This window comes from Prosthecomicrobium pneumaticum, from assembly GCF_014199915.1.
Classification (GTDB): Bacteria; Pseudomonadota; Alphaproteobacteria; order Rhizobiales; family Kaistiaceae; genus Prosthecomicrobium; species Prosthecomicrobium pneumaticum.
Genome location: NZ_JACHOO010000001.1, coordinates 1 through 24,917 on the forward strand (window position 1 = coordinate 1; position 24,917 = coordinate 24,917).

Below are 24,917 nucleotides of genomic sequence, written 5' to 3' on the forward strand. Positions count from 1 at the left end.
GGAGCGGCCGGCCGAAGGGCCGGTCGGTCGGCTCCCGAAAGCACCGTCGCCGCCACCAAAGCACCCGTCACCCCGGCCTCCGTGCCGGGGTCCATAATCGGGCCGCCGGGCCGCCCGCGCCGCTGGTGCCACCCCGCGCACCCGCCACCCCGGCTCTCCTCGACAAGGGGAAGGGAAGCCGCGCCTGGTCCGCGCACCGGGTCCGACCCACACACCCGTCATCCTCGCGAAGGCGAGGATCCATCACGCCCGACTGTCCGCTGTTGCATGGATTCCCGCCTTCGCGAGGATGACGGATGGGGAGGACGGCCCCGGAGCACCGGCCGTCACGATTATGGATGCCGGCACGCAGGCCGGCATGACGGGTGGAGGGGGGTGTTCGAAGACATTATGCGGGTAGTGTGCGGAGCGGCCGGCCGAAGGGCCGGTCGGTCGGCTCCCGAAAGCACCGTCGCCGCCACCAAAGCACCCGTCACCCCGGCCTCCGTGCCGGGGTCCATGATCGGGCCGCCGGGCCGCCCGCGCCGCTGGTGCCATTTCGCGCGCCCGCCACCCGGCTCGCCCCGACAAGGGGAAGGGAAGCCGCGCCTGGTCCGCGCACCGGGTCCGACCCACACACCCGTCATCCTCGCGAAGGCGAGGGTCCATCACGCCCGACCGTCCGCTGTTTCATGGTTTCCCGCCTTCGCGGGAATGACGGATGGAGGCGTCTCCGCCCAGAGCGCCGGCCGTCACGATTATGGATGCCGGCACGGAGGCCGGCATGACGGGTGGAGGGGGTGTTCGAAGGCCTGGCGGGTAGTGTGCGGAGCGGCCGGCCGGAGGGCCGGTCGGTCGGCTCCCGAGAGCGCCATCGCCACCAAAGCACCCGTCACCCCAAAGCGCCGACCGTCACGATTATGGATGCCGGCACGGAGGCCGGCATGACGGGTGGAGGGGGCTGTTCGAAGACGTTACGCGGGCAGTGTGCGGAGCGGCCGGCCGGAGGGCCGGTCGGTCTGAGGCCGAGAGCACCGTCGCCACCAAAGCACCCGTCACCCCGGCCTCCGTGCCGGGGTCCATGATCGGGCCGCCGGGCCGCCCGCGCCGCTGGTGCCACCCCGCGCACCCGCCACCCCGGCTCTCCTCGACAAGGGGAAGGGAAGCCGCGCCTGGTCCGCGCACCGGGTCCGACCCACACACCCGTCATCCTCGCGAAGGCGAGGATCCATCACGCCCGACCGTCCTCTGTTGCATGGATTCCCGCCTTCGCGGGAATGACGGAGTGGGGAGGACGGCCCCGGAGCACCGGCCGTCACGATTATGGATGCCGGCCCGGAGGCCGGCATGACGGGTGGAGGGGGCTGTTCGAAGACGTCACACGGGTGCGAACGGGAAGCCTGACGGGTGCTTCGGGGTGGAGCGTCCTTCTTTCGCGGGGATGGCGCTCGGGGGCCGCCCGGCGTGCCGGACCGCGCCGGCCTCGCTCAGGGCAGGCGGAGGATCCGGATGGGGGCGCCCGCGGCCGCGGCGGGGGCGTGCGGCGGGCGGACGATCAGGCAGCCGGAGGCGGCGAGCGTCGACAGCATCGAGCTGTCCTGGCGCGGAAACGGCGTCGCGAGGGGCGGCGCGCCGGGCCGCTCGGCGAGCATGGCGCGGACATAGTCCCGGCGGCGGTCGTTCTGCGCCATCGGCGCGCCGAGCTCGGCCGGCTCGGTCGGGTCGGCGGGCGGCAGGCCGAGCAACGCGTCGAGGAGCGGCCGCAGGAAGAGGAGGCCGCAGACGAGGCTCGACACCGGATTGCCGGGCAGGCCGAGAATGCGCGTCCCGCCGCGGCGGCCGAACATCAGCGGCTTGCCGGGACGCATCGCGATCTTCCAGAAATCGAGATCGACGCCGAGCCCGCCGAGCACACCGCGGACGAGATCGTGCTCGCCGACCGAGGCGCCGCCGAGCGTCACGAGCACGTCGGGCTCCTCGGCGAGCGCGGCCTCGATCGCCGCGGCGAGCGCGGCGCGGTCGTCGCGGACGATGCCGCGGTCGACCGGCCTTGCGCCCGCCTCGATCGCCAGCGCGGCGATGCCATAGCTGTTGGAGGCGACGATCGCCTCGGCCGGCACGTCCGGCGCCGGCGCGGCGAGCTCGTCGCCGGTCGCGAGAATGGCGACCGTCGGCTGCCGGCGGACCGGCACGGCCCAATGGTTCATCGCGGCGGCGATCGCGATCTCGCGCATGCCGAGCCGGCGCGGGGCGGGGAGGAGCACCGCGCCCTCGGCGAAATCGAGGCCGCGCGGCCGCACGTGCTGGCCCGGCCGGACCGCCTCGCGGACGATCACCCGGCCGTCCTCGACCTGCGCATCCTCCTGCAGCAGGACCGAATCGGCCCCCTCGGGCAGCGCACCGCCGGTGAAGATGCGCACCGTCTCGCCTTCGCCGACCCGGCCGGCGAAGGGGGTGCCGGCGGGCGCCGTGCCGATCGGCCGCAAGGCGGCACCGACCGAGGCGGCGTCGGCGGCGCGCAGCGCATAGCCGTCCATCGCCGAGACGGCATAGGGCGGCTGCGTGCGGCGCGCGGCGAGCGGGGCGGCGAGCACGCGGCGGAAGGCCTCGGCGATCGGCACGTCCTCGGCAGGCGTCGGCGCAATGCCGTCGAGCACGCGGGCGAGCGCCTCCTCGACGGGAAGAAGGCCGTTCACGGGCGGTCCGCCCGCCAGGCGCCGGAGCGGCCGCCGGTCTTCTCGATGAGCCGGATGCCGCCGATCACCATGCCGCGGTCGGCCGCCTTCGCCATGTCGTAGATCGTCAGGCAGGCGACCGAGACGGCGGTCAGCGCCTCCATCTCGACGCCGGTGCGCTCCGCGACCTTGGTCGTCGCGCGGATGCGCAGGCCCGGCAGAGCGGCGTCGGGCTCGATCTCGAGCGTCACCTTCGACAGCCCGATCGGATGGCAGAGCGGGATGAGATCGGACGTCCTCTTCGCCGCCATGATGCCGGCGATCCGCGCCGTCGCGATCACGTCGCCCTTCTTCGAAGCGCCCGACACGATCAGATCGAGCGTCGCCGGCGCCATCGTCACCGTGCCTTCGGCGGTCGCCGACCGGTCGGTGACGGCCTTTTCCGAGACGTCGACCATCTGCGCCGCGCCCGTCGCATCGAGATGGGTGAGGGGACCCGCCATCGCTCAGGCGGCCGCGGCGGACGGGGGGGCGAGCAGCGCCCGCGTCGCGGCGGCGACGTCGTCCTGCCGCATCAGGCTCTCGCCGACGAGATAGGTGCCGATCCGCGCGCGGGCGAGCCGGGCGATGTCGGCCGGGGTGAAGATGCCGCTCTCGCCGACGATGATGCGGTCGTCGGGGATCATCGGGGCGAGCCGTTCCGAGGTCGCGAGCGTCGTCTCGAAGGTCCGCAGATCGCGGTTGTTGATGCCGATCAGCGGCGAGGCGAGCCGCAGCGCCCGCTTCAGCTCGGCCTCGTCGTGCACCTCGAGGAGCACGTCCATGCCGAGCGCGAGGGCGGTCTCCTCGAGCTCCACCGCCTCGGCGTCGGCGAGCGCCGCCATGATGATCAGGATGCAGTCCGCGCCCCAGGCGCGCGCCTCGTAGACCTGATAGGGCTCGAACATGAAGTCCTTGCGCAAGACCGGCAGCGGCACGGCGGCGCGGGCGGCGCGCAGATAGTCCGGCGAGCCCTGGAAATACTCGACGTCGGTGAGCACCGAGAGGCAGGCGGCGCCGCCCTCGGCATAGGCGCGGGCGAGCGCGGGCGGATCGAAATCGGGCCGGATCAGCCCCTTTGACGGGCTCGCCTTCTTGATCTCGGCGATCAGCGCCGGCCGTCCTTCCGCGAGGCGTTCGCGGATCGCGTCGGCGAAGCCGCGCGGCGGGTCGGCGGTGGCGGCCAAACCGCGGATCTCTGCCGGCGGCACCTTTTCCTTGGCGGCGGCGATCTCGAGGCGCTTCGTCGCCTCGATGGTCTTCAGGATGTCGGTCATGCCGGCACCTCTCCGGTCAGAGCGACGAGCCGGTCGAGCCGGGCGAGGGCGCGGCCGGAATCGATCGAAGAGGCGGCCATGGCGACGCCCTCGGGGAGGTCGGAGGCTTTGCCGGCGACGACGAGGGCGGCGGCGGCGTTCATCAGCACGGTGTCGCGATAGGCGCTCGGCACGCCCGAGAGGACGGCCCGCATCGCCGCGGCGTTCACCGCGCCGTCACCGCCGCGCAGCGCCTCGGCGGGCGAGACCGGCAGGCCGACCTCCTCGGGATGGATCTCGAAAGTGGTGACGATGCCGCGGTCGAGCGCGGCGACCTTGGTCGGGCCGGCGGTGGTGATCTCGTCGACGCCGTTAAAGCCGTTGACCACCCAGGCGCGCTCGGTGCCGAGGGCGTGGAGGACATGGGCGAGCGGTTCGATCCATTCCGCCGCATAGACGCCGAGCAGCTGGCGCCGCACGCCGGCGGGGTTCGAGAGGGGGCCGAGCAGGTTGAAGATGGTGCGGGTGCCGAGTTCGACGCGGGTCGGCCCGACATGCTTCATCGCCGCATGGTGGGCGGGCGCGAACATGAAGCCGATGCCCGCCTCGCGGATGGCGCGGGCGATCGTCTCGGGCGGCACGTCGACCTTGACGCCGAGCGCCATCAGCACGTCGGCCGCGCCGGATTTCGAGGAGAGCGCGCGGTTGCCGTGCTTTGCGACCGGCACGCCGGCGCCGGCGACGACGAAGGCCGCGGCGGTCGAGATGTTGTAGGTGTGCGAGCCGTCGCCGCCGGTGCCGACGACATCGATCGCGTCCTCGGGCGCGTCGACCGGCGTCATCCTGGCGCGCATCACCGCGACGGCGCCGGCGATCTCGTCGATCGTCTCGCCGCGGACGCGCAGCGCCATCAGGAAGCCGGCGATCTGCGAGGGCGTCGCCTGGCCGGACATGATGACGTCGAAGGCGGCCTCGGCCTCGGCCCGGTCGAGCGCGCGGCCCGCGGCGGCCTTGGCGATGAAGGGCTTCAGGTCGCTCATGGTCAGGCGGCCGATCGCCGGCCGCGCCGGGTCCGGTTCCAGTCGGCGGCGATGTCGAGGAAGTTCTTGATCAGCGTGTGGCCGTGCTCGGAGGCGATCGATTCCGGGTGGAACTGCACGCCGTGGAGCGGCAGCGTCCTGTGCATCGCGCCCATCACGACGCCGTCCTCGGCCTCCGCCGTCACCTCGAGCACATCCGGCATCGTCTCGCGCCTCACCATCAGCGAGTGATAGCGGGTCGCCTGGAACGGGCCGTTGATGCCGCGAAAGACGCTGCGGCCGGTATGGGTGATGGTCGACAGCTTGCCGTGCATCTGGGAGGGCGCGCGCACCACCTCGCCGCCGAGCGCCTGGCCGATCGCCTGATGGCCGAGGCAGACGCCGAAGATCGGGATGGTGTCGCCCGCCCGGGCGATCAGGTCGAGGCAGATCCCCGCCTCGTTCGGCGTGCAGGGTCCGGGCGACAGCACGATGCCCTCCGGATCGAGGGCGATCACCTCGTCGACGGAGATCTTGTCGTTCCGCCGCACGATCAGCTTCGCCCCCAGCTCGCCGATATAGTGGACGAGGTTGTAGGTGAAGCTGTCGTAGTTATCGATGACGAGAAAGGCCATGGTCCCTGCTCCTCACTGGCCGCGCTCGGCGCGCGAGGCGAACCTTACCGCCTCTTCCGCCGCACGGAAAAGGGCGCGTGCCTTGACGACGCATTCCTGCATCTCGTTCTCCGGTACCGAGTCGGCGACGACGCCGGCGCCGGCCTGGGCGTAGAGCGTGCCGTCCTTGATGATCGCGGTGCGCAGCACGATGCAGGTGTCCATCGCCCCGTCGGCGGAGAAATAGCCGACGCAGCCGGCATAGATGCCGCGCTTCTCGAGCTCGAGCTCGTCGATGATCTCCATCGCCCGCACCTTCGGCGCGCCGGACACCGTGCCGGCCGGGAAGCCGGCGGCGAGCGCGTCGAGCGCGTCGTGTTCCGGGGCGAGCCGGCCGACGACGTTCGAGACGATGTGCATCACCTGCGAATAATATTCGAGGAAGAACTTGTCGGTCACCGTCACCGAGCCGATCTCGGCGACGCGGCCGACATCGTTGCGGCCGAGATCGAGCAGCATCAGGTGCTCGGCGCGTTCCTTCGGATCGGCGAGCAACTCGGCGGCGAGCGCCTTGTCCTCCTCCGGCGTGGCGCCGCGCCGCCGCGTGCCGGCGATCGGCCGGATGGTCACCTCGCCCTCGCGCACCCGCACCAGGATTTCCGGGCTCGAGCCGGCGACCGCAAACGAGCCGAAGTCGAGGAAATAAAGGAAGGGCGAGGGGTTGGTCCGGCGCAGCGCGCGATAGAGCGCGAAGGGCGGCAGGGTGAAGGGTGCGGAGAAGCGCTGCGACAGCACGACCTGGAAGATGTCGCCGGCCGCGATATACTCCTTCGCCTTCGCGACCATTTCGAGATAGCGGTCGCGCGGCGTGTTCGAGACGACCGGCACGTCGAGGTCGACATCGGCCGGCGCGGCGCTCTTCGACAGCGGCTGGTCGAGCGCATCGACCACCTCGGTGAGCCGGTCGATGGCGCGGGCATGCGCCTGCGCGGCCGGGACGCCGCTCTCCGGCCGCACCGGGGTGACGACGGTCAGCTCGTCCTTCACCGAATCGAACACCACCATGACGGTCGGCCGGACGAGGATCGCGTCGGGCAGGCCGAGCGCATCGGGGTTCGGCGCGCCGAGCTCCTCCATCTGCCGGACCATATCGTAGCCGAGATAGCCGAAAATGCCGGCCGACATCGGCGGCAGGCCGGCCGGCAGGGCGATCTTCGATTCGGCGATCAGGCCGCGCAGCGCGTCGAGCGAGCGGCCGGGGAGGGGGACGAAGGCCTCCGGATCGGTCGCGGGCGTGCGGTTGATCTCGGCCGCTTCGCCGCGGGCGCGGAAGATCATGTCGGGCGCGAAGCCGATCATCGAATAGCGGCCGCGCACCGCGCCACCCTCGACCGATTCGAGCAGGATGGTGTTGGTGCGACCGGCCGACAGCTTCAGGAAGGCCGAGACCGGCGTTTCGAGATCGGCGACCAGCCGGGTCCAGACGACCTGCGGGGCACCGCTCTCATAGGCGCGCGCGAAGGCGTCTTGCGAGGGTTCGATCAGCATGGCGGCCGCCCGTCACGAACCGGCGCCGACGATCTGCTGCAGCGCCGTCTGGTTCACCCGGACGCCGACCGCATTCTGCAGTTCGCCGACATATTGCTGGAGCAGGTCGTTCTGGAGGCCGTCGGCGAGCTCGCGGCTCGGCTGGGCGAGATCGGGCGCGCCGGAGAAATAGGCGGGCTCGGTCACGTCCGCGACCTGCAGAACGATCTGCTCGCCCTCATTGGCGCCCGGCGCCACCGCGGCATAGCCCTTCGGCCCGCCGAAGGCGGCGCGCAGCGCATCCGCCGAAAGCGGCGCGGCGGGTGTGGTCGAGCGCTGCTGGCCCTCGGCGGTCTGGATCGGGAGCGACACGCTCGCCGCGACCGCATCGAGGGTCTCGCCCTTGCCGAGCCGCTCCTGCAGCTCCTTCGCCTTCGCCGTCAGCCGGTCGCGCGCGGTCTGCGCCTTCCAGGCCGCCACCACCTTGTCGCGCACCTCGTCGAGCGTGCGGTCGCGCGCCGCCTCGACGCCGGCGACCGCGAACCAGACATAGCCGTTGCCGGGCGTGCGCAGCGCGGCATTGTCGATGCCGACATCGCTGTCGAAGGCCGCGGGCAGCAACTGGTCCTTGACCGGCAGGTCGGCGACCGCGGTGCCGGCCTCGTCGAGCCCCTGCCGGTCGACCGCGTCGATCGTCCGCACGGTGAGCTGATGGCTCTGCGCGACCTCCTCGAGCGAGGCGCCGCCGGCGCGGGCGTCCTCGATTGCATCGTGCATCGATCCGATCTCCTCGGCGGCCCGTGAGGTGGCGATCTCCTGCCGGACCTCGCCGGCGACCGCCTCGAACGGCTTGACCGCTTCCGGCACGATCGCGCCGACATGGACGATCACCGGGCCGAGCCGGCCGTCGACGACTTCGCTGCTGCCGTTCTCGGGCAGCGCGAAAGCGGCATCGGCGACCGCCTGGTCGATCATGTCGCTGCGCTTGAAGACGCCGAGATCGGTGTCGGCGAGGGTCTTGCCGGCCTCGGCGACAACCGTCTCGAAGCTCGCGCCGCCGTTCAGCTTGGCGCGCGCGGTCTCGGCCGAGGGCCGGTCGGCGAAGAGCAGCTGGTAGACGTGGCGCGTCTCGGGCGTGGTGAAGCGCGCCTTCTGCGCCTCGTAGCGGGCGCGCGCATCTTCTTCGGAGACGTCGGCGGGCTTGGCGATATCGGCCGGATCGACCTTCAGCAGCGTCACCGAGCGGTATTCGGGCGCGCGCCAGTCGGCCTTGTGCTCGTCGAAATAGGCGGCGAGCTCGTCGGCATTGGGGTCGGCGACCGTGCCGACGAGGCTCGCCGGCACGACCATATAGCGGATCGTGCGGGCTTCGGAGCGATAGGTGTTGAGCGCCTGGAGCAGCGTTTCCGGCGCCTTCGCGCCGCCCGACAGGGCGTCGACGATCTGCCGGCGCAGTTCGAGCGCATGGCGCTCCTGGACGTAGAGGTTCTCGTTCAGGTCGTTCGCCTGCAGGAGACGCACGAAGGTGGCGCGGTCGAAGCCGCCCGAAGGGCCCTGGAAGGCCGGATCGGCGCCGATCTCCTTCAGGAGCATCTCGTCGGAGACGCCGATCCGCATATCCTGCGCGGCGTCCGCGAAGGCCGCCTCGGTGATCAGCCGGCCGAGCACCTGGTTCGGAATGCCGAACATGCGCGCCTGATCGGGCGTCACCTGCTGGTTCAGCCGGCGCTGCAGATTGGCGATCTCGCGGCGATAGGCGCGGTCGAAGGACACGGCCGAGATCTCGGTGCCGCCGACCTGCGCGACGGAATGGACGCCGATGCCGCGGAAGATGTCGGCGATGCCCCAGACGCCGAAGCTGATCACGAGCAGGCCCATGAAGAGATAGGCCACCCAGCTGGTGGCGTATTTGCGCATCGAGTCGAGCATCGGAACCTCGGGCCGGCGCGGTGCGCCGCTGTCAGAAAGCGGCGGATCATAAGAAGTGCGTCCCTCAGGGGCAAGGCGAACCGGCTCGCCTTGCGAGGCGGGGTGGCGGAGCGTATTTAGCGAGGCTCAGCCAACCGGGTCCGGAGGGGCCGATGCGCCAGGTCGAGATGCTCGATGCGACGTCGCAGCTCGCGAGGCTCGTCGCCGCGGTCGAATCGGGCGAGGAGGCCGAGATCGTCATCGCCCGCGACGGCAAGCCTGCCGCCCGCCTCGTCCCGATCGAGCCCCAACCGAGGCCGGCGACCCGACGACTGGGGATCGCCGCGGGTCGCTATGCGATCCATTCCGACGAGGAATGGGAGGCGCTCGACGATGCGGTCGCGGAGCTGTTTTCCGGCGTGAAAGAGAAGCAGTAGTCCGTGCGGCTGCTCCTCGACACTCATGTTCTGATATGGGCTCTCGCTGCCCCCGAGCGAACAAACGCCGTCTCGCCGCCTGCAACTCGACCGTCCTTCTCGTCTGATCGGAAACGCCCATGACCGCATCCCGCCCGCTCGTCGCCGGAAACTGGAAGATGAACGGCCTCAAGGCCGCCGCGGCCGAGTTCGGCCGGATGGTCGAGGGCTATGGCCCGGAGATGCGCAAGAAGGTCGAGCTCGCCGTCTGCCCGCCGGCGACGCTGCTCTATACGCTCTCGGTGATGGCGATCGGCTCGCGCATCGCCGTCGGCGGCCAGGATTGCGCCGTCGCCGCCGCGGGTGCCCATACCGGCGATCTGTCGGCCGAGATGCTCGCCGATGCCGGCGCCGCCTATGTCATCGTCGGCCATTCCGAGCGGCGCACCGACCATGGCGAGAGCGACGGCCTCGTGCGGGCGAAGGCGCAGGCGGTGCTGCGCGCCGGGCTCACGCCGATCGTCTGCATCGGCGAGACCGAGGCCGAGCGGCGCAACAACGAGACCCTCGCAATCGTCGAGCGGCAGCTCGCCGGCTCGCTGCCGGACGGCGTCGGCCCGGAGGACCTCGTCGTCGCCTATGAGCCGGTCTGGGCGATCGGCACCGGTCTGACGCCGTCATCCGATGACATCGCCGAGGTGCATGCCCATATCACCGGTCGGTTGTTCGCCCGGTTCGGCGAGCCCGGCGAGCGGATCCGCATCCTCTATGGCGGTTCGGTGAAGCCCGCCAATGCGAAGGAGATTCTGGGCATCCCGCACGTTTCGGGCGCGCTGGTCGGCGGCGCCAGCCTGAAGGCGGCGGACTTCCTTTCCATCGCTGCCGCCTATGCGTGAGGCGGCGCACTGGAAAGCCCGGGGTCGATGGTGTAGAAGCGCGCCGACATTTGAGAACTCCTCTTCAGAGTGAACGATGCAGACAGTCCTCATCGTGATCCACCTCATGGTGGTCGTCGCGCTCGTCGCGGTCGTGCTCGTGCAGCGCTCGGAAGGCGGTGCGCTGGGTATCGGCGGCGGCGGCGGGTTCATGACGACCCGTGGATCGGCGAACTTCCTGACGCGCACCACCGCGATTCTCGCGGCGGTGTTCTTTGCGACCTCGCTCGGCCTTACCGTGCTCGCCCGTTTCGAGGCAGCGCCGTCGTCGATCCTCGACCGGCTGCCGGCGCAGGGCACCAGCGCGCCGGCCGGCTCCGGCCAGGGCATTCTCGACCAGCTGCCGCCGCAGCAGGGCACGCAGACGCCGGCCGCTCCCGCTCCGGCGGGTGAGGCGGCGCCCGCCGCTCCGGCCATCGACGCCGCTCCGGCGACCGATGCCGCCCCGGCTCCGGCGACCGACGCGGTTCCGCCGACGGATACGGCGCCCGCCGCCCCGGCGACGGGCGAGGCGGCTCCGGCCCCCGCAGCGCCCGAGGCGGCGCCCGCCGCTCCGGCCGCGCCCGCGGTGCCGAGCACGCCCTGAGCGTCGCAGCGCGTATCGAGTACCGTCGCCGCACGGGCGCCGTGCGGCGACGTTTCGTTTTGGCAAGGCGGAAAACCGCAGGGCGAGACCCGGCGGACGATTCCGGCCGTGCGAATCGCTGGATCGAACGATAGGTTAGAGGCCCATGGCGCGGTACGTCTTCATCACCGGCGGCGTGGTTTCATCGCTCGGCAAGGGCATCGCCTCGGCGGCCCTCGGGGCGCTTCTGCAGGCGCGCGGCTATCGCGTCCGCCTGCGCAAGCTCGACCCCTATCTCAATGTCGATCCGGGCACGATGAGCCCCTATCAGCACGGCGAGGTGTTCGTCACCGATGACGGGGCGGAGACCGACCTCGACCTCGGCCATTACGAGCGCTTCACCGGCCGGCCCGCCTCGCGGGCGGATTCGATCACCACCGGCCGCATCTATCAGGAGATCATCACCAAGGAGCGCCGCGGCGACTATCTCGGCGGCACGGTGCAGGTGATCCCGCACGTCACCGATGCGATCAAGAATTTCGTCCTGTCGGGCAATGACGACGTCGATTTCGTGCTCTGCGAGATCGGCGGCACGGTCGGCGACATCGAGGGCCTGCCCTTCTTCGAGGCGATCCGCCAGCTCGGCAACGACCTGCCGCGCGGCGACGCGGTCTATATCCACCTGACGCTGATGCCCTACATTCCGTCGGCGGGCGAACTGAAGACCAAGCCGACGCAGCATTCCGTCAAGGAACTGCGCTCGATCGGCATCCAGCCGGACATGCTGCTGATCCGCTGCGACCGGCCGATCCCCAAGGAGGAGCGGCGCAAGCTGTCGCTGTTCTGCAATGTCCGCGAGAGCGCCGTCATCCAGGCGCTCGACGTCGCCCATATCTACGACGTGCCGACCGCCTATCACGCCGAGGGCTTCGACGACGAGGTGCTCGCCGCCTTCCAGCTGAAGGGCGCGCCCGAGCCGAAGCTCGACCGCTGGCGCGAACTGTCGCACCGGATCCACAATCCGGAGGGCGAGGTGACGATCGCCGTCGTCGGCAAATATACCGGCCTCAAGGACGCCTATAAGTCGCTCATCGAGGCGCTGCAGCACGGCGGGGTCGCCAACAAGGTCAAGGTCAACATCGACTGGATCGAGAGCGAGATCTTCGAGAAGGAGGATCCGACCCCCTATCTCGAGCGCGTCTCGGGCATTCTCGTGCCGGGCGGCTTCGGCGAGCGCGGCTCGGAAGGCAAGATCAAGGCGGCCGGCTTCGCGCGGCGTCACAACGTGCCCTATTTCGGCATCTGCTTCGGCATGCAGATGGCGGTGATCGAAGCGGCCCGCAGCCTCGCCAGGGTCGACCATGCGAGCTCGACCGAGTTCGGCCCGACCGACGAGCCCGTCGTCGGCCTGATGACGGAATGGCTGAAGGGCAACATGCTCGAGAAGCGCGCCGAGGCCGGCGATCTCGGCGGCACGATGCGGCTCGGCGCCTATGAGGCGCGGCTCGCCAAGGGCTCGAAGATCGCCGAGATCTACGGCTCGAACACCATCACCGAGCGGCACCGCCACCGCTACGAGGTGAATATCGACTATCGCGAGCGGCTCGAGCGCTGCGGCATGCGCTTCGCCGGCATGTCGCCGGACGGCGTGCTGCCCGAGACCGTCGAGTTCGTCGACCATCCCTGGTTCATCGGCGTGCAGTATCATCCGGAGCTGAAGTCGCGGCCGCTCGAGCCGCATCCGCTCTTCGCTTCCTTCGTCAGCGCCGCGGTCGAGCGCAGCCGCCTCGTCTGAGCTGGGTCAGCGCGCCTTACCGCGCTCTGGCGCACGTTCGATCGCGCCATAGAGGCGGATGACGTCGGCGCGCTGGCAGAGCCGCAGCCCCGTCGTCATCACCGCCGCGGCGCCGGCGGCTATGCCGAGCCGGAAGGCGTCCTCGACGGGCCAGCCCTCGGCGAGCGCCCAGGTCATGCCGCCCACGAAGCTGTCGCCGGCCCCGACCGCCGAGCGCACGGCGACCTTCGGCGTCGGCAGCCGCACCACCCCGCCCCGATGGGCGAGCAGGGCGCCGCGCGCGCCCATGGTCACCGCGACCATCTCGGCGGCGCCGCGCCGCACGAGATCGAGCGCCGCCTCGCGCACCTCCTCCTCCTCGAGCGGCCGGCCGACGAATTTCTCGAGTTCCCCGACGCTCGGCTTGACGAGATGGACCTCGGCCGTCTCGAGCGTCGTCTTCAAACAGGCGCCGGAACTGTCGAGCACGAAGCGGACGCCGTTCCGCCTGGCGATATGGGCGAGCCGGGCGAAGATGTCGGCCGGCGCGCCGCGCGGCAGGCTGCCGCTCGCAACGATGTAGCGGCCGCGGAAGGCCTCGACGAGCGCCACGCAGGCGTCGAGCTCCGCCTCGCTCACCGCCGGTCCCTCGGGCACGAAGCGGTATTCGAGCCCGGTCTGGTGTTCGTGCACGGTATGGGCGATCCGCGTCTGGCCGGCGATCGGGATGCGGTGGCCGGAAAGCCCGATCGTGCCGAGCAGCTCGTCGAGGAAGGCGCCGGTGACGCCGCCGGCGAAATAGACGAGCTCGGCCGCGCCGCCGAGTTCGGCGACGACGCGGGCGACATTGATGCCGCCGCCGCCCGGCTCGAAGCTCTCGTCGCTCGTCCGGATCTTGTGCGTCGGCCGCACCACATCGGCATGGCTCGACAGGTCGATCGTCGGATTGAGCGTCAGGGTCAGGATCGGCGCGGTGATCGTCTCGGCCACGGTGTTCCTCCATCGTGCGTCCCGGGCATGGCGTGCCGCCGCGCGCCGCGCCATGATCCCGATCAACGCGCGCGCCGGCCGATCGGCGCCCCGGGGATTGCGGCGCCGGCGGCCGGCGGATTAGGTTGCGGCGCCCGATCGGCCGCTGTCTCGCGAGGTTCCCCTTGTCCGCTTCCTCTCCCGCCGCCGCCGCCGGCCCGAACGCCCGGGTCGCGATCGGCGACGCCACCTTCGGCAACGACCTGCCGCTCGCCCTCATCGCCGGCCCCTGCCAGCTCGAATCGCGCGAGCACGCCTTCGAGATGGCCGGCCGGCTGAAGGAACTGACGCGCGAGCTCGGCATCGGTTTCGTCTACAAGACCTCGTTCGACAAGGCGAACCGCACCAGCGTCAAGGGACGGCGCGGCGTCGGGCTCGACGCGGCGCTGCCGATCTTCGCCGATCTGCGGCGGGAGCTCGGCGTGCCGGTACTGACCGACATCCACGAGCGCGAGCAGTGCGCGCCGGTCGCCGCGGCGGTCGACGTGCTGCAGATCCCGGCCTTCCTCTGCCGGCAGACCGACCTTCTCCTCGCCGCGGCCGCGACCGGTGCGGTGATCAACGTCAAGAAGGGCCAGTTCCTCGCGCCCTGGGACATGCGCAACGTGCTCGACAAGGTGCTGTCGGGCGGCAACGCCAATGTGCTGCTCACCGAGCGCGGTGCGAGCTTCGGCTACAACACGCTCGTCTCCGACATGCGCGCGCTGCCGATCATGGCGGCGACCGGCGCGCCGGTGATCTTCGACGCCACCCATTCGGTGCAGCAGCCGGGCGGGCAGGGGACCTCGACCGGGGGGCAGCGTGAATTCGTCGCGGTGCTCGCCCGTGCCGCGGTGGCGGTCGGCGTCGCCGGCGTCTTCGTCGAGACGCACGAGGACCCCGACAACGCCCCCTCGGACGGCCCCAACATGGTCCCGCTCTCCGACATGCGCCGGCTCCTCGAAACCCTGATGGCTCTCGACCGCGTGGCGAAGACGGCGGCGTGAGCAGCCCCGCCAACGGGTGGAAGAAAGACCCTCGCTCCGGCGCTCTCCCCGCCCGGCTCGGCTGTTGCCGAGCCGGGCGCGTAAAGGGCGAAGTCGGCAACAGCCGGCTTCGCCGGCAGGAGAGGGGGGTGGACAGGGCCGCTCGATCGCTGCGGTGGTCATCGAAAGTTCGCCGCAGGCCTTCCCTTCTCCCGGTCGCGTGAGAAGGCTTCCGGCCTTGGCGTCGCAGGGAGCGCCAGCGACCGAGACGCGTAGGCCGGAAGGGTGAGGGCGCCTTCCTCCCCCCTCCGCCGATCGGGAGAAGACCCTCACCCAACCTCTCCCGCGGGGCGGGAGAGGGGCTCGTCGTGCTTGCGGGTCGGGCGATCCGATCGGCCGGTCGGGCTCCCCTCTCCCGCTCGCGGGAGAGGGCTTCCGGCCTCGGCGTCGCAGGGAGCGCCAGCGACCGAGACGGTTAGGCCGGAAGGGTGAGGGCGCCTTCCTTCCCACTTCGCCGACTGCGGAGAAGACCCTCACCCGACCTCGCCCGCCGCGCGGGAGAGGGGCTGACAGGGCCGCGCGCCTGCAAAGTGCGCGCCGCAGGCGCCGATCGAACGACGATAGGGCGGACCGCCGGCGGGCCAAGGGCAGCGCGCGGCGCAACAGTCTTGCCGCAACGAATGGATTGCACCGGCGGCCGGGCGGGAGTAGCGAGCGCGAGGCCATGCCCACCCGCATTCTCCTCCCGCTCATCGTCGCCTGCGCGCTCTTCATGGAGAACCTCGATTCGACGGTTCTCTCGACGGCGCTGCCGAGCATTGCGCATGATTTCGGCGTCAGCCCGATCAAGCTCAAGCTCGCGCTGACGAGCTATCTGCTCACCATCGCCGTGCTGATCCCGGCCTCCGGCTGGCTCGCCGACCGGTTCGGCGCGCGGGCGATCTTCCGGCTCGCCATCCTGCTCTTCACGGCGGGCTCGATCTGCTGCGGCCTGTCGAGCAGCCTGCCGGAGATCGTCGCGAGCCGCATCCTGCAGGGCTGCGGCGGGGCGATGATGGTGCCGGTCGGCCGGCTCGTCATCCTGCGTTCGGTGCCGAAATCCGAACTCGTCGGCTCGCTCGCCTGGCTGACCGTGCCGGCTCTGATCGGCCCGATCCTCGGGCCGCCGGTCGGCGGCTTCATCACCACCTGGTTCGACTGGCGCTGGATCTTCTGGATCAACGTGCCGATCGGGGTGCTCGGCCTGACGCTCGCGACGCTCTTCCTGCCGGATGTGCGCGGCGAGACGCGGAGCCCGTTCGATACCCCCGGCTTCTTCCTCTCCGGCTTCGGCATCGCCGCCTTCGTCACCGGCTCGACGGCGCTCGGCCTCGATCTGCTGCCGCCGGTCGCCGTCGGCAGCCTGATCGGTGCCGGCGGGCTGGCGCTCTTCCTCTACGGGCTGCACGCCCGCCGCACGCCGCATGCGATCATCGACCTGTCGCTCCTGCGCCTGCCGAGCTTCGGCGGCAGCGTCGTCGGCGGGCTGCTCTTCCGCATCGGGGTGGGCGCAACGCCCTTCCTGCTGCCGCTCCTGATGCAGCTCGGCTTCGGGCTGACGCCGTTCCAGTCCGGCACCGTCACCTTCGCCACCGCGATCGGCGCGATCCTGATGAAGTTCATCGCGACGCCGACGCTCCGCCGCTTCGGCTTCCGCTCGGTGCTGATCGTCAACGCGCTCGTCGCCGGCGTCTTCGTCGCGATGCCCGGCTTCTTCGAGCCGACCACCCCGATCCTCCTGATCACCATCCTGCTCGGCGTCGGCGGGCTGTTCCGCTCGCTGCAGTTCACCGCCACCAATGCGCTCGCCTATGCCGACGTGACCTCGGAGCGGATGAGCCGGGCGACCAGCCTGTCGAGCGTCGCGCAGCAATTGTCGATCTCGATCGGCGTCTCGATCGGTGCCCTCGCGCTCGAATTCTCGACCGGCGGCGGGCCGTTCACGGTCGAATCGTTCCGGCTGCCCTTCACGATCGTCGGCGGGCTCACCATGCTGTCGGCGGTGGTCTTCCTGCTCCTGCCGCGCAATGCCGGCGACGAGGTCTCCGGCCACACGACACGCGTCGCGCCGGACGCCGTCACCGCGGCGCGCGAGCGGGAATAGGGGCGCCGCGATGCACGCGCCCGGGCGGATCGTCATCCTCAACGGCGCACCCCGCGCCGGCAAATCCTCGATCGCGGCCGCCATCCAGGAGCGATTCGACGGCGTCTGGATGCATCTCGGCGTCGACCTCCATGTTCGGCACGTCACGCCACCGCGCTATCGCCCCGGCATCGGCCTCAGGCCGGGCGGCGAGCGGCCGGATCTCGAGCCGCTCGTTCCGCGCCTCTACGCCGCGCTCTACGATTCGATCGCCGCGCACGCCCGGCAGGGGCTCGATGTCGTCGTCGATGTCGGCCACCACGACGGCTATTCCCGGCCACTCGGCATTCTGAGCGACTGCGCCGGGCGGCTCGCCGGTCTTCCTGTGCTGTTCGTCGGCGTGCGCTGCCCGCTCGCGGTGATCATGGAGAGGCGGCTCGCCGGCGCGGCCGACCGCGCCGGCGCCTATGTCGCGGTCACGGCCGACGGACCGGTCCCCGATCCGGTCCTGCGCTGGCAGGCGGCGGTGCACGATCCCGGCCTTTATGATCTCGAGGTGGATACGGGCGTTCTGTCGCCCGAGGCCTGTGCCGAGGCGATCGCCGAGCGCCTCGCTCGCCCGATGCCGGGCCCGAGCGCGTTCGAGCGGCTCGCGGGGAAGGGCTAGCCCGTCTCCTCCGGCGTCTCCGGCCGGCCCTTGAAGCCCTTGGCGAGCAGGAACAGCTCGACCGAATCGGCCCGGCTCGACGGCGGCTTGATGTGGTGGACGCTCGCGAAATGCCGCTTCAGCGTCGCGAGCAGCTCGTTCTCCGCGCCGCCGCGGAACACCTTGGCGAGGAAGCTGCCGCCGGGCTTCAAGACGTCGAGCGCGAAGGCGGCCGCGACCTCGCAGAGATGGATGGTGCGCAGATGATCCGTCTGGCGGTGGCCGGTGGTCGGCGCCGCCATGTCGGACAGCACGAGATCGGCCGGCCCGCCGAGCGCCTCCTCGAGCAGACGCGGCGCATCCTCGTCGAGGAAATCCTTCTGGAAGAGATGAACGCCCGGAACCGGGTCCATCTCGAGATAGTCGATCGCCACGACGGTCGGGTGCTCGTCGGTCGAGCGGGTGATCGCGGCGGCGAGCTGGCTCCAGCCGCCGGGTGCCGCGCCGAGATCGACCACCCTCTGGCCCGGCTTCAGGAGATGGTGCTTCTCGTCGATCTCCATCAGCTTGTAGGCGGCGCGCGAGCGATAGCCCTCGCGCTTCGCCCGCGCGACATAGGGGTCGTTCAGCTGCCGCTCCAGCCAGCGCTGCGAGGAGGCCGTGCGGCCGCGCGCCGTCTTCACCTTGACGGTGAGGCCGCGCCCGCCGGGACCCGGCTTGCCGTCGCCCGGCTTCTTCATCGCCCGCCTCCCGCCGCGCGGGGCGCCGCGGCGGGCCGCCGCCAGACGCCGTCCTCGGCCATCATCTCGACGAGCAGCCCTTCGCGCAGCCCGCGATCGGCGACCCGCAGCCGGCCGCAGCGCCAGCGCCGCCGCACCGCCTCGAGAATCGCGCAACCCGCGAGCACCAGATCGGCCCGCTCCGCGCCGATGCAGGGATTGGCGACGCGGGCCGGATAATCCATCGCCCGCAGCGTCGCCATCATCGCCTCGACCTCGTCGTCGATCATCCACAGCCCGTCGACCCGGCGCCGGTCGTAGCGGTCGAGCCCGAGATGGACGCCGGCGAGCGTCGTCACCGTGCCCGAGGTGCCGAGGAAATGCAGGCCCCCCTCGGCGACCGCCGAATCGAGCATGTCGGCCTCCGGGAAGGCGTCGAGCATCGCCGTCACTTCCGCGACCATCGCCTCGAAGGTCGTCGCATCGACCCGCTCGCCGCCGTGCCGCTCGCTCAGCGTCACGACGCCGACCGGCAGCGAGGTCCAGGCGCGGATGCGGTCCGACATCCGCCGCCGCCCGGTCGGGGAGGGCCGGGAGAGATCGATCCAGACGAGCTCCGACGAGCCGCCGCCGATGTCGAAGAGCAGCACGCCGGAGGCGCTCGGATCGATGAGCGATGCGCAGCCGGCGACGGCGAGCCGCGCCTCCGTCTCGCGCGAGACGATTTCGAGCGCGAGCCCCGTTTCGGCGCGCACCCGCTCGAGGAAGACCGGCCCGTTATCGGCGGCGCGGCACGCCTCGGTGGCGATCAGCCGGGTGCGGCGCACGCCCCGCTCGGCGAGCTTGTGGGCGCAGATCGCAAGGGCCGCGACGGCGCGGTCCATCGCCGCCGCGCCGAGCCGGCCGCTCGCGCCGACGCCCTCGCCGAGCCGCACGATTCGCGAGAAGGCATCGACGACACGAAAGCCCCGCTCGCGCGGCTGCGCGATCAGGAGGCGGCAATTGTTGGTGCCGAGATCGAGCGCGGCATAATAGCCGGGATCGGCGGGCCGGGGCGCCGGCAGCTTGGGCGCGGCGGGGGCCGGCTTCTGGACCGCAGCCGGCTGCCCGCGGGGCGCATCCACCGCATAGACCGGCTGCCGCCGCTTGCGCCGCCGCCCCTTGCGGCGCCGCGGTTCACCACCCGCATCCGGGCGGACGGTGGGCGCATGCGCCGATTCCGTCCAGCCGCCGGACCGCTCGGGACCCGCCCGCAGCGGGTCCTCGTCCGTGCTCGTCAATGTCCGTCCTTCGGCTGCGCCTCGACACCCGGGGGCGGCGCGCAGCTCACGCGATGTTCAGTTGGACCAAATGTAGCATCTGGACGGCACCGCACAAGCGCGCGCGACACGAAAACGCCGCGGCTCGAAGGTGCCGCGGCGTCGAAGATCATCCCGGGGGGAGGGGGTGGGTCAGAGGCCCCAATAGGGGGTCGTGCCGTAATAGTCGTGCACCCGCTTCTCATAAGCGCGATCGGAGAGGAAGGTCTCCTCGTCCTCGTCGAACACCGGCGCGTCCTGCAGCTGCTGCTTGGACAGGTTCACCACATAGCCGGCCTGGTTGACGTCATAGGTCAGAGTCGACCACGGCAGCGGATGGTATTTCTCACCCATGCCGAGGAAGCCGCCGAAGGACATCACCGCATAGGCGACCTTGCCCGACGTCTTGTCGATCATGATCTCGTGAATGGTGCCGAGATGTTCGCCGGCGGTGTTGTAGACATCGGTGCCCTCGACCTTGTCGGCGCCGATCAGGGTGCTGGTCTCATGATAATGGGCCATGATTTCCTCCTGGCTCGATGACGGCCAATCAACCCGGAAAGCCGTGGAACGTTCCGCCGCCAGGCCACCGGTGCTCTTCCGCGCTCCCGCCCTCGGGAGGGGGCTCGCCGCGCTTGCGGGGAAGGGTGATCCGATCGGCCGGGCTCCCCTCTCCCGCCTGCGGGAGAGGGCTTCCGGCCTTGGCGTCGCAGGGAGCGCGAGCGACCGAGACGGTTAGGCCGGAAGGGTGAGGGCGCCCTTCTTCTCCTCCACCACTCAAGGAGAGGACCCTCACCCAACCTCTCCCGCAAGCGGGAGAGGGGCTCGTCGCTATTGCGGGAAGGGTGATCCGATCGGCCGGTCGAGCTCCCCTCTCCCGCGAGGCGGCAGAGAGGAGCCGCACCGTTGTGCCCGGGCAAAGGGGCGTCCGCCGGACCTCTTCGCGGCCGACCGGGGAAGACTGCGCGCGGCGTCATCGGGGCGGTTGACGGCGGGGACCGCTTCGCCCTATATCCGACCCGCTCGACGCGCCGCCCAGCCGGCGCCCCCGCGAAGGCGGGGACAGTCGCCGGTTCGCCGGCGATGTTGGGGGATAGTTCAATGGTAGAACAGCGGACTCTGACTCCGTTAATCTTGGTTCGAATCCAGGTCCCCCAGCCATTCAAATCATCACGGAATTTCGCCGCGCGGGCTGATTTCTGAGGCCCGTCGGCAGCACGATTTCGGCGCCGTTTCGGGCTTGCGGGCCGCGGCGCGGTGGCGCCGCGGGGCGTGTGCGGGGATGGCGGCGGGCCGCGCCGGCCGCGGCCGAAGCGGGTCGGGCGCGGCGTGCGCTGCGCCGATGCGCGCGTCAGGCGGCCGCGCGCTCGCCTCGGGGGCGGCGGCGCAGCGGCACCTGCGTCAGCGCGGGCGGAGTGTAGGCGGCCGCGTCGAGCGGGGCGATGTCGACACCGGGCGGCACGATCGCGTCGATCCGGTCGAGGAGCGCGTCGTCGAGCGTCACTGCGGCGCCGGCGAGCAGCCCGTCGAGCTGCTCCATGGTTCGCGGGCCGATGATCGCCGCCGTCATGGCCGGGTGGGCGAGCACGAAGGCGAGCGCCATGTGCATCAGCGACAGGCCGGCCTCTTCCGCGAGCGGGATCAATCTCTCGACCGCGTCGAGGCTCGCTTCGTCGGACATCGCCTTCGGAAAATACTTGGCGCGGAGCGTGTCCGGCGTGCGCTCGCCCTTGCGGTATTTGCCCGTCAGCATGCCTTTGGCGAGCGGGCTCCAGGCCATCACGCCCATGCCGTAACGCTGGCATACGGGGAGCACCTCCCGCTCGATGCCGCGGTTGAGAATCGAATAGGGCGGCTGCTCGGTGCGGAAGCGGTGCAGGCCTCGCCGTTCCGCCACCCCTTGCGCCTCGACGATGTCGGAAGCGGGAACGGTCGAGGCGCCGATCGCGCGGACCTTGCCGGCTCGCACGAGGTCGGTCAGCACCGAGAGCGTCTCCTCAATGTCGGTGTCGGGCGCCGGGCGATGGAGCTGATAGAGGTCGATATAGTCCGTGCCGAGCCGACGGAGCGAATCCTCGGCGGCACGCGTCAGCCAGCGCCGCGAGCCGCCGCGCCGGTTCGGATCGTCGCCCATCGGCAGGAAGGCCTTGGTGGCGAGAACGACATCGTCGCGCCGGCCGGCGAGCGCCTTGCCGACGATCTGCTCCGATTCGCCCTGGCTGTAAGCGTCGGCCGTGTCGATGAAGTTGATGCCGAAATCGAGCGCCTTATGGACTATGCGGACGCACGCGTCCTGGTCCGAATTGGCGAGCTTGCCGAACATCATCGCACCCAGACAATAGGGGCTGACCGTGATGCCGGTACGGCCGAGCGGACGGTGGCGCATGCGCGTCTCCTTTCGGTGAAGCTGGCCAAAGCGCGGCCAGCGGGCTATGAGATGGAAAGTGGAACGATCGTCCGTTTTTATATGGAACATTGTTCCGTTTAACAAGGGACGGGTGCGCCATGAACGGGGATGTCGCAGGCGGGCCGGCTCCGCACGAAGAGGGCCGGCCGATGCGGGCCGATGCCCGGCGCAATGTCGACGCGCTGCTCAGGGCGGCGATGGACGTCTTCGCGCAGCAGGGCGTCGAGGCGCCGATGCGGGCGATCGCGTCGGCGGCGGGCGTCGGCGTGGGCACGCTCTACCGGCATTTTCCGCAACGCTCCGACCTCATCAAGGCGCTCATCGAGCGGGAGGTCGACGCCCGTGTCGCGGCGGCGGCAGCACTCGCGGCGGCCGAGCCGCCGGGTGCGGCGCTCGCCGGCTTTGTGCAGGGGTTGGTTGATCTCGCGGCCACAAAGCGGGGTCTCGGCCCGGCGCTGCACTCGGGCGATCCCGCCTTCCAGGCGCTGCCCGATTATGTCGAAGGGCGGCTCACGCCGGCGCTGCGGGGCCTCCTCGCCGCGGCGGCGGCGGCGGGCGAGATCCGCGGCGACGTCGACGCCCGCGAGCTGCTCTTCGCCGCGCTCCGGCTCGCCGCGCCGGCGAGCGAGGGCGAGGTCGCGGAGGCGCGCCGGATGCTGGCGCTGCTCGTCGACGGGCTGCGCTTCGGAGCGCCTTCGATGCAGAAGGGGCGGGCGGGCTGAGCGGCCGGGGGAGGCGCCCGCAGCCGGCTGCCGCTTCGGCGGGCATCGGCGCGACCGGGGCCGTCCGGGACAGGAGCCGGACGAAACCGGCCGGGGTGCTTCCCCGGCCGGGGTTGAGGTTGCCGACCGATCGCTCGTGCCGAGAGGCTCACTTGCCCCAGATCTTGGCGTATTCGGCGCGATAGCCGTTGTCGGGGTCGAAGGTGTTGCGGTCGCCGCCGTCGAAGGCGACGTTATCCGCCGTCACGACATGGAGCGGCGGCACATAGCCCGAAGCGGGCTGGCCCTGCACCGCCCGGTTGAGCTCGTCGACGAGCTGCCAGCCCTGCAGGTTCAGCGGCTCGGCGACGGTCACCACCTGGTAGCTCTTGGCGCGGATGCGCTGATAGGCGCTCTCCGACCCGTCGCCGGCGGCGACCGCCTTCGGCGCGCCGTCGCCGGCAATACCGGCCGCGGCGAGCGAGGGGCCCATGAAGTCGAAATAGATGTCGTTGATCGCGAGGCTGTGCGTCCAGGAGGCGCCGTATTTCTGCAGCAGCGCGGTGGTCAGCGTCGGCATCCGGTTCGACGTGTCGGCGATCGGCGTGTCGACATATTCGAGCACGGTGCCGCCGAGCTTCTCGATCGTCTCTTTGATCTTGTCCGCTTTGGCGATGGCGATCGTGTAGGTCGAATCGGTGAAGATGACGACGCCGGGCTTGCCGCCGGCATCGGCGAAGGCCCATTTCGCGGCGACTTCCGACACCTGCATCGCATCGGTCGAGACATTGGTGAAGATGCCGATCTTCTCGTTCGGCCCGATCACCGGCCCGGCGTGCCAGGAGACGAGCGGGATCTTGGCGTCGCGCGCCTGTTCGAGCGCCGCCTGCTGCTCGATCGCGTCGAAGCCGTTGATGACGATGCCGTCCGGCTTCAGCGCCAGCGCCTGGCCGAACGCGGCGGTGCGGCCCTGCACCGAGCCGGCGCCGTCGAGCACGCGCACCGTCCAGCCGATCTTCTTCGCCGCTTCCTCGACGCCGGTCGTGACGCCGAGAATGCCGCCATTCTTCATGTCGCCGGCGAGCACGACGATCGTCTTGCCTTCCGCCGCCTTCGGCCCGGTGGTGGGGCCGTCCCAGGCCGTCACCTTCTGGGCGTATTTCGCGACCGCCTCGTTCGCCTCGGCGATCGGATCGGCGAGAGCGGGGGCCGCAAGGGTGAGCACCGCCACGCCGGCCAGGAATGTCCTTCTGAGCATCGTCGTCCTCCCGGGACCTTTTCGAACTTCGTTCCGTCTACTTCTTCACCGCGCCTTTGCGGCGCTGCGCATAGCCTGCGATGCCGATGGCGATCAGCAGGGTCAGCCCGTTGAACAGCGGCTCGACCCAGAACGAGCCGCCGAATTGCTGGATGCCGGAAATGCCCACCGCGAGGATCATCACGCCGACGATCGTGCCCCAGACATTGACGCGGCCTGGCTTGATCGTGGTCGAGCCGAGAAAGGCTCCGACGAGCGCCGGCAGAAGGAATTCGAGGCCGACCGAGGCCTGGCCGATGCGCAGCTTCGAGGCGAGCAGCACGCCGGCGAGCGCGGTCAGGAAGCCGGAGGTGACGAAAGCGCCGAGCACGAATTTCCGCGTCGGGATGCCGTTCAGCTCGGCGGCCCGCTGGTTGGCGCCGATCGCATAGAGGAAGCGGCCGATCGGCGTGTGGTCGAGCACCACCCACATCGTCACCGCGATGGCGAGCACGTAGAAGGCGGTGATCGGCAGGCCGACGACGAAGGTGCCGTTGATCGCGTAGAAGCCGTCCGGCAGCATGCCGACCATCTGCCGGCCACCGGTGTGCCAGAGCGCGAGCGCATAGAGCACCGTGCCGGTGCCGAGCGTCGCGATGAAGCTGTCGATGCGCGCGACCTCGACGAGCAGGCCGTTCAGGAAGCCGACCGCCGTGCCGAGCGCGAGCACGATGACGACCGCGAGCGGCCAGGGGATGCCGAGGAGGGTCTGCAGCGAGATGGCGAGGATGTGCCACAGCACGATGCCGTAGCCGACGGTGAGGTCGATCCGGCCGGCGACCATCGGCACCGTCGCGGCGAGGGCGAGGAGCGCGATGATCGCCTTGTCCGACAGGATGGCGCGCAGGTTGAGGAGGGTCGGGAAGGTGTTGGGCAACAGGATCGAGAAGACGAGGATGAGCGCCAGCATCAGCAGGACGAGGCCATAGACCGGCAGCAGCCGCCCCAGCCTGTGCAGCATGCCGGTGCCGGCGAGCTCGTCGCGGGTCGGTTCGAGCGCGTTCGATTCGATCGAGGGCATAGGCG

At 70.7% G+C, this 24,917-nt stretch carries 22 protein-coding genes and 1 tRNA gene; 9 read left to right on the top strand and 14 right to left on the bottom strand.

What is annotated here, in order from left to right; translation table 11 throughout:
* Window positions 1–1,466: 1,466 nt before the first annotated feature.
* The 7 genes from GGQ63_RS00005 to GGQ63_RS00035 are packed head-to-tail and all read right to left on the bottom strand — an operon-like array spanning window position 1,467 to window position 9,038.
* Window positions 1,467–2,675, bottom strand: a complete 1,209-nt coding sequence (locus GGQ63_RS00005; RefSeq protein WP_183851552.1) for a molybdopterin-binding protein — start codon at window positions 2,673–2,675, stop codon at window positions 1,467–1,469.
* Complete coding sequence (gene moaC / locus GGQ63_RS00010) at window positions 2,672–3,157, bottom strand: cyclic pyranopterin monophosphate synthase MoaC (protein WP_183851553.1); 486 nt, start codon at window positions 3,155–3,157, stop codon at window positions 2,672–2,674. Before moaC ends, GGQ63_RS00005 begins: the two co-directional genes overlap by 4 nt.
* A gap of 3 nt (window positions 3,158–3,160) precedes the next feature.
* Window positions 3,161–3,970 (bottom strand): indole-3-glycerol phosphate synthase TrpC, encoded by an 810-nt coding sequence (gene trpC, locus GGQ63_RS00015; protein ID WP_183851554.1) that lies wholly within the window; start codon window positions 3,968–3,970, stop codon window positions 3,161–3,163.
* Window positions 3,967–4,989 (bottom strand): anthranilate phosphoribosyltransferase, encoded by a 1,023-nt coding sequence (trpD, locus tag GGQ63_RS00020; RefSeq protein WP_183851555.1) that lies wholly within the window; start codon window positions 4,987–4,989, stop codon window positions 3,967–3,969. Before trpD ends, trpC begins: the two co-directional genes overlap by 4 nt.
* A gap of 2 nt (window positions 4,990–4,991) precedes the next feature.
* Window positions 4,992–5,603 (bottom strand): anthranilate synthase component II, encoded by a 612-nt coding sequence (locus GGQ63_RS00025; protein WP_183851556.1) that lies wholly within the window; start codon window positions 5,601–5,603, stop codon window positions 4,992–4,994.
* A gap of 12 nt (window positions 5,604–5,615) precedes the next feature.
* Window positions 5,616–7,130 (bottom strand): anthranilate synthase component I, encoded by a 1,515-nt coding sequence (gene trpE / locus GGQ63_RS00030; RefSeq protein WP_183851557.1) that lies wholly within the window; start codon window positions 7,128–7,130, stop codon window positions 5,616–5,618.
* Window positions 7,131–7,142: 12 nt separating this feature from the next.
* Window positions 7,143–9,038, bottom strand: coding sequence for a peptidylprolyl isomerase (locus GGQ63_RS00035; protein ID WP_183851558.1), 1,896 nt, complete (start codon window positions 9,036–9,038; stop codon window positions 7,143–7,145).
* Window positions 9,039–9,190: 152 nt separating this feature from the next.
* On the opposite strand from GGQ63_RS00035, the gene GGQ63_RS00040 reads away from it, so the two are divergent.
* From GGQ63_RS00040 to pyrG, 4 genes are all read left to right on the top strand, one after another.
* Window positions 9,191–9,454: a type II toxin-antitoxin system Phd/YefM family antitoxin gene (locus GGQ63_RS00040; RefSeq protein WP_183851559.1), complete on the top strand. Its 264-nt coding sequence runs from the start codon at window positions 9,191–9,193 to the stop codon at window positions 9,452–9,454.
* A 119-nt stretch (window positions 9,455–9,573) separates the two neighbouring features.
* The gene (gene tpiA, locus GGQ63_RS00045) at window positions 9,574–10,329 is read left to right on the top strand and encodes a triose-phosphate isomerase (protein ID WP_183851560.1); all 756 of its coding nucleotides are present in this window, start codon (window positions 9,574–9,576) and stop codon (window positions 10,327–10,329) included.
* 76 nt (window positions 10,330–10,405) lie between these two features.
* Window positions 10,406–10,954, top strand: coding sequence for a preprotein translocase subunit SecG (secG, locus tag GGQ63_RS00050; RefSeq protein ID WP_183851561.1), 549 nt, complete (start codon window positions 10,406–10,408; stop codon window positions 10,952–10,954).
* A 145-nt stretch (window positions 10,955–11,099) separates the two neighbouring features.
* Entirely contained in the window at window positions 11,100–12,728 is a 1,629-nt protein-coding gene (gene pyrG, locus GGQ63_RS00055) for a CTP synthase (RefSeq protein WP_183851562.1), read from the top strand.
* 6 nt (window positions 12,729–12,734) lie between these two features.
* Here the strand turns inward: pyrG and GGQ63_RS00060 are convergent, their stop codons facing one another.
* Window positions 12,735–13,697 (bottom strand): 1-phosphofructokinase family hexose kinase, encoded by a 963-nt coding sequence (locus tag GGQ63_RS00060; protein ID WP_343061041.1) that lies wholly within the window; start codon window positions 13,695–13,697, stop codon window positions 12,735–12,737.
* Between the two features lie 164 nt (window positions 13,698–13,861).
* On the opposite strand from GGQ63_RS00060, the gene kdsA reads away from it, so the two are divergent.
* From kdsA to GGQ63_RS00075, 3 genes are all read left to right on the top strand, one after another.
* Window positions 13,862–14,722 (top strand): 3-deoxy-8-phosphooctulonate synthase, encoded by an 861-nt coding sequence (gene kdsA, locus GGQ63_RS00065; protein ID WP_183851564.1) that lies wholly within the window; start codon window positions 13,862–13,864, stop codon window positions 14,720–14,722.
* Between the two features lie 703 nt (window positions 14,723–15,425).
* Window positions 15,426–16,844, top strand: a complete 1,419-nt coding sequence (locus GGQ63_RS00070) for an MFS transporter (RefSeq protein ID WP_183851565.1) — start codon at window positions 15,426–15,428, stop codon at window positions 16,842–16,844.
* A 10-nt stretch (window positions 16,845–16,854) separates the two neighbouring features.
* A complete protein-coding gene (locus GGQ63_RS00075; RefSeq protein WP_183851566.1) occupies window positions 16,855–17,490 on the top strand; it encodes a chloramphenicol phosphotransferase CPT family protein in 636 nt (211 codons plus the stop codon).
* Here the strand turns inward: GGQ63_RS00075 and GGQ63_RS00080 are convergent.
* From GGQ63_RS00080 to GGQ63_RS00090, 3 genes are all read right to left on the bottom strand, one after another.
* Window positions 17,487–18,209 (bottom strand): RlmE family RNA methyltransferase, encoded by a 723-nt coding sequence (locus GGQ63_RS00080; protein WP_183851567.1) that lies wholly within the window; start codon window positions 18,207–18,209, stop codon window positions 17,487–17,489. The two genes, GGQ63_RS00075 and GGQ63_RS00080, sit on opposite strands and share 4 nt — an antisense overlap.
* Window positions 18,206–19,468: a Ppx/GppA phosphatase family protein gene (locus tag GGQ63_RS00085; RefSeq protein WP_183851568.1), complete on the bottom strand. Its 1,263-nt coding sequence runs from the start codon at window positions 19,466–19,468 to the stop codon at window positions 18,206–18,208. Before GGQ63_RS00085 ends, GGQ63_RS00080 begins: the two co-directional genes overlap by 4 nt.
* A 171-nt stretch (window positions 19,469–19,639) precedes the next feature.
* Window positions 19,640–20,008 (bottom strand): PRC-barrel domain-containing protein, encoded by a 369-nt coding sequence (locus tag GGQ63_RS00090; protein WP_183851569.1) that lies wholly within the window; start codon window positions 20,006–20,008, stop codon window positions 19,640–19,642.
* Window positions 20,009–20,573: 565 nt separating this feature from the next.
* Between GGQ63_RS00090 and GGQ63_RS00095 the strand changes: the two genes are divergently transcribed.
* Window positions 20,574–20,647, top strand: a tRNA-Gln gene (locus tag GGQ63_RS00095).
* Window positions 20,648–20,837: 190 nt separating this feature from the next.
* On the opposite strand, the gene GGQ63_RS00100 is transcribed toward GGQ63_RS00095, so the two are convergent.
* Complete coding sequence (locus GGQ63_RS00100; protein WP_183851570.1) at window positions 20,838–21,872, bottom strand: aldo/keto reductase; 1,035 nt, start codon at window positions 21,870–21,872, stop codon at window positions 20,838–20,840.
* Between the two features lie 119 nt (window positions 21,873–21,991).
* Here GGQ63_RS00100 and GGQ63_RS00105 point away from each other — a divergent pair, with 119 nt between their 5' ends.
* Window positions 21,992–22,615, top strand: a complete 624-nt coding sequence (locus GGQ63_RS00105; protein ID WP_183851571.1) for a TetR/AcrR family transcriptional regulator — start codon at window positions 21,992–21,994, stop codon at window positions 22,613–22,615.
* A 148-nt stretch (window positions 22,616–22,763) separates the two neighbouring features.
* Here the strand turns inward: GGQ63_RS00105 and GGQ63_RS00110 are convergent, their stop codons facing one another.
* Window positions 22,764–23,852: an ABC transporter substrate-binding protein gene (locus GGQ63_RS00110; protein ID WP_183851572.1), complete on the bottom strand. Its 1,089-nt coding sequence runs from the start codon at window positions 23,850–23,852 to the stop codon at window positions 22,764–22,766.
* Between the two features lie 37 nt (window positions 23,853–23,889).
* Entirely contained in the window at window positions 23,890–24,912 is a 1,023-nt protein-coding gene (locus GGQ63_RS00115) for an ABC transporter permease (protein ID WP_183851573.1), read from the bottom strand.
* Window positions 24,913–24,917 lie beyond the last annotated feature (5 nt).

What these genes read in the sequence shown, in the direction of transcription:
- GGQ63_RS00080 (WP_183851567.1), bottom strand. Translation starts at nt 18,209, where the DNA reads ATGAAGAAGCCGGGCGACGGCAAGCCGGGTCCCGGCGGGCGCGGCCTC.
- trpC (WP_183851554.1), bottom strand. Translation starts at nt 3,970, where the DNA reads ATGACCGACATCCTGAAGACCATCGAGGCGACGAAGCGCCTCGAGATC.
- GGQ63_RS00090 (WP_183851569.1), bottom strand. Translation starts at nt 20,008, where the DNA reads ATGGCCCATTATCATGAGACCAGCACCCTGATCGGCGCCGACAAGGTC.
- GGQ63_RS00070 (WP_183851565.1), top strand. Translation starts at nt 15,426, where the DNA reads ATGCCCACCCGCATTCTCCTCCCGCTCATCGTCGCCTGCGCGCTCTTC.
- trpE (WP_183851557.1), bottom strand. Translation starts at nt 7,130, where the DNA reads ATGCTGATCGAACCCTCGCAAGACGCCTTCGCGCGCGCCTATGAGAGC.
- GGQ63_RS00105 (WP_183851571.1), top strand. Translation starts at nt 21,992, where the DNA reads ATGAACGGGGATGTCGCAGGCGGGCCGGCTCCGCACGAAGAGGGCCGG.
- GGQ63_RS00025 (WP_183851556.1), bottom strand. Translation starts at nt 5,603, where the DNA reads ATGGCCTTTCTCGTCATCGATAACTACGACAGCTTCACCTACAACCTC.
- pyrG (WP_183851562.1), top strand. Translation starts at nt 11,100, where the DNA reads ATGGCGCGGTACGTCTTCATCACCGGCGGCGTGGTTTCATCGCTCGGC.
- secG (WP_183851561.1), top strand. Translation starts at nt 10,406, where the DNA reads ATGCAGACAGTCCTCATCGTGATCCACCTCATGGTGGTCGTCGCGCTC.
- GGQ63_RS00035 (WP_183851558.1), bottom strand. Translation starts at nt 9,038, where the DNA reads ATGCTCGACTCGATGCGCAAATACGCCACCAGCTGGGTGGCCTATCTC.
- GGQ63_RS00075 (WP_183851566.1), top strand. Translation starts at nt 16,855, where the DNA reads ATGCACGCGCCCGGGCGGATCGTCATCCTCAACGGCGCACCCCGCGCC.
- trpD (WP_183851555.1), bottom strand. Translation starts at nt 4,989, where the DNA reads ATGAGCGACCTGAAGCCCTTCATCGCCAAGGCCGCCGCGGGCCGCGCG.
- tpiA (WP_183851560.1), top strand. Translation starts at nt 9,574, where the DNA reads ATGACCGCATCCCGCCCGCTCGTCGCCGGAAACTGGAAGATGAACGGC.
- GGQ63_RS00115 (WP_183851573.1), bottom strand. Translation starts at nt 24,912, where the DNA reads ATGCCCTCGATCGAATCGAACGCGCTCGAACCGACCCGCGACGAGCTC.
- GGQ63_RS00040 (WP_183851559.1), top strand. Translation starts at nt 9,191, where the DNA reads ATGCGCCAGGTCGAGATGCTCGATGCGACGTCGCAGCTCGCGAGGCTC.
- GGQ63_RS00110 (WP_183851572.1), bottom strand. Translation starts at nt 23,852, where the DNA reads ATGCTCAGAAGGACATTCCTGGCCGGCGTGGCGGTGCTCACCCTTGCG.
- GGQ63_RS00100 (WP_183851570.1), bottom strand. Translation starts at nt 21,872, where the DNA reads ATGCGCCACCGTCCGCTCGGCCGTACCGGCATCACGGTCAGCCCCTAT.
- moaC (WP_183851553.1), bottom strand. Translation starts at nt 3,157, where the DNA reads ATGGCGGGTCCCCTCACCCATCTCGATGCGACGGGCGCGGCGCAGATG.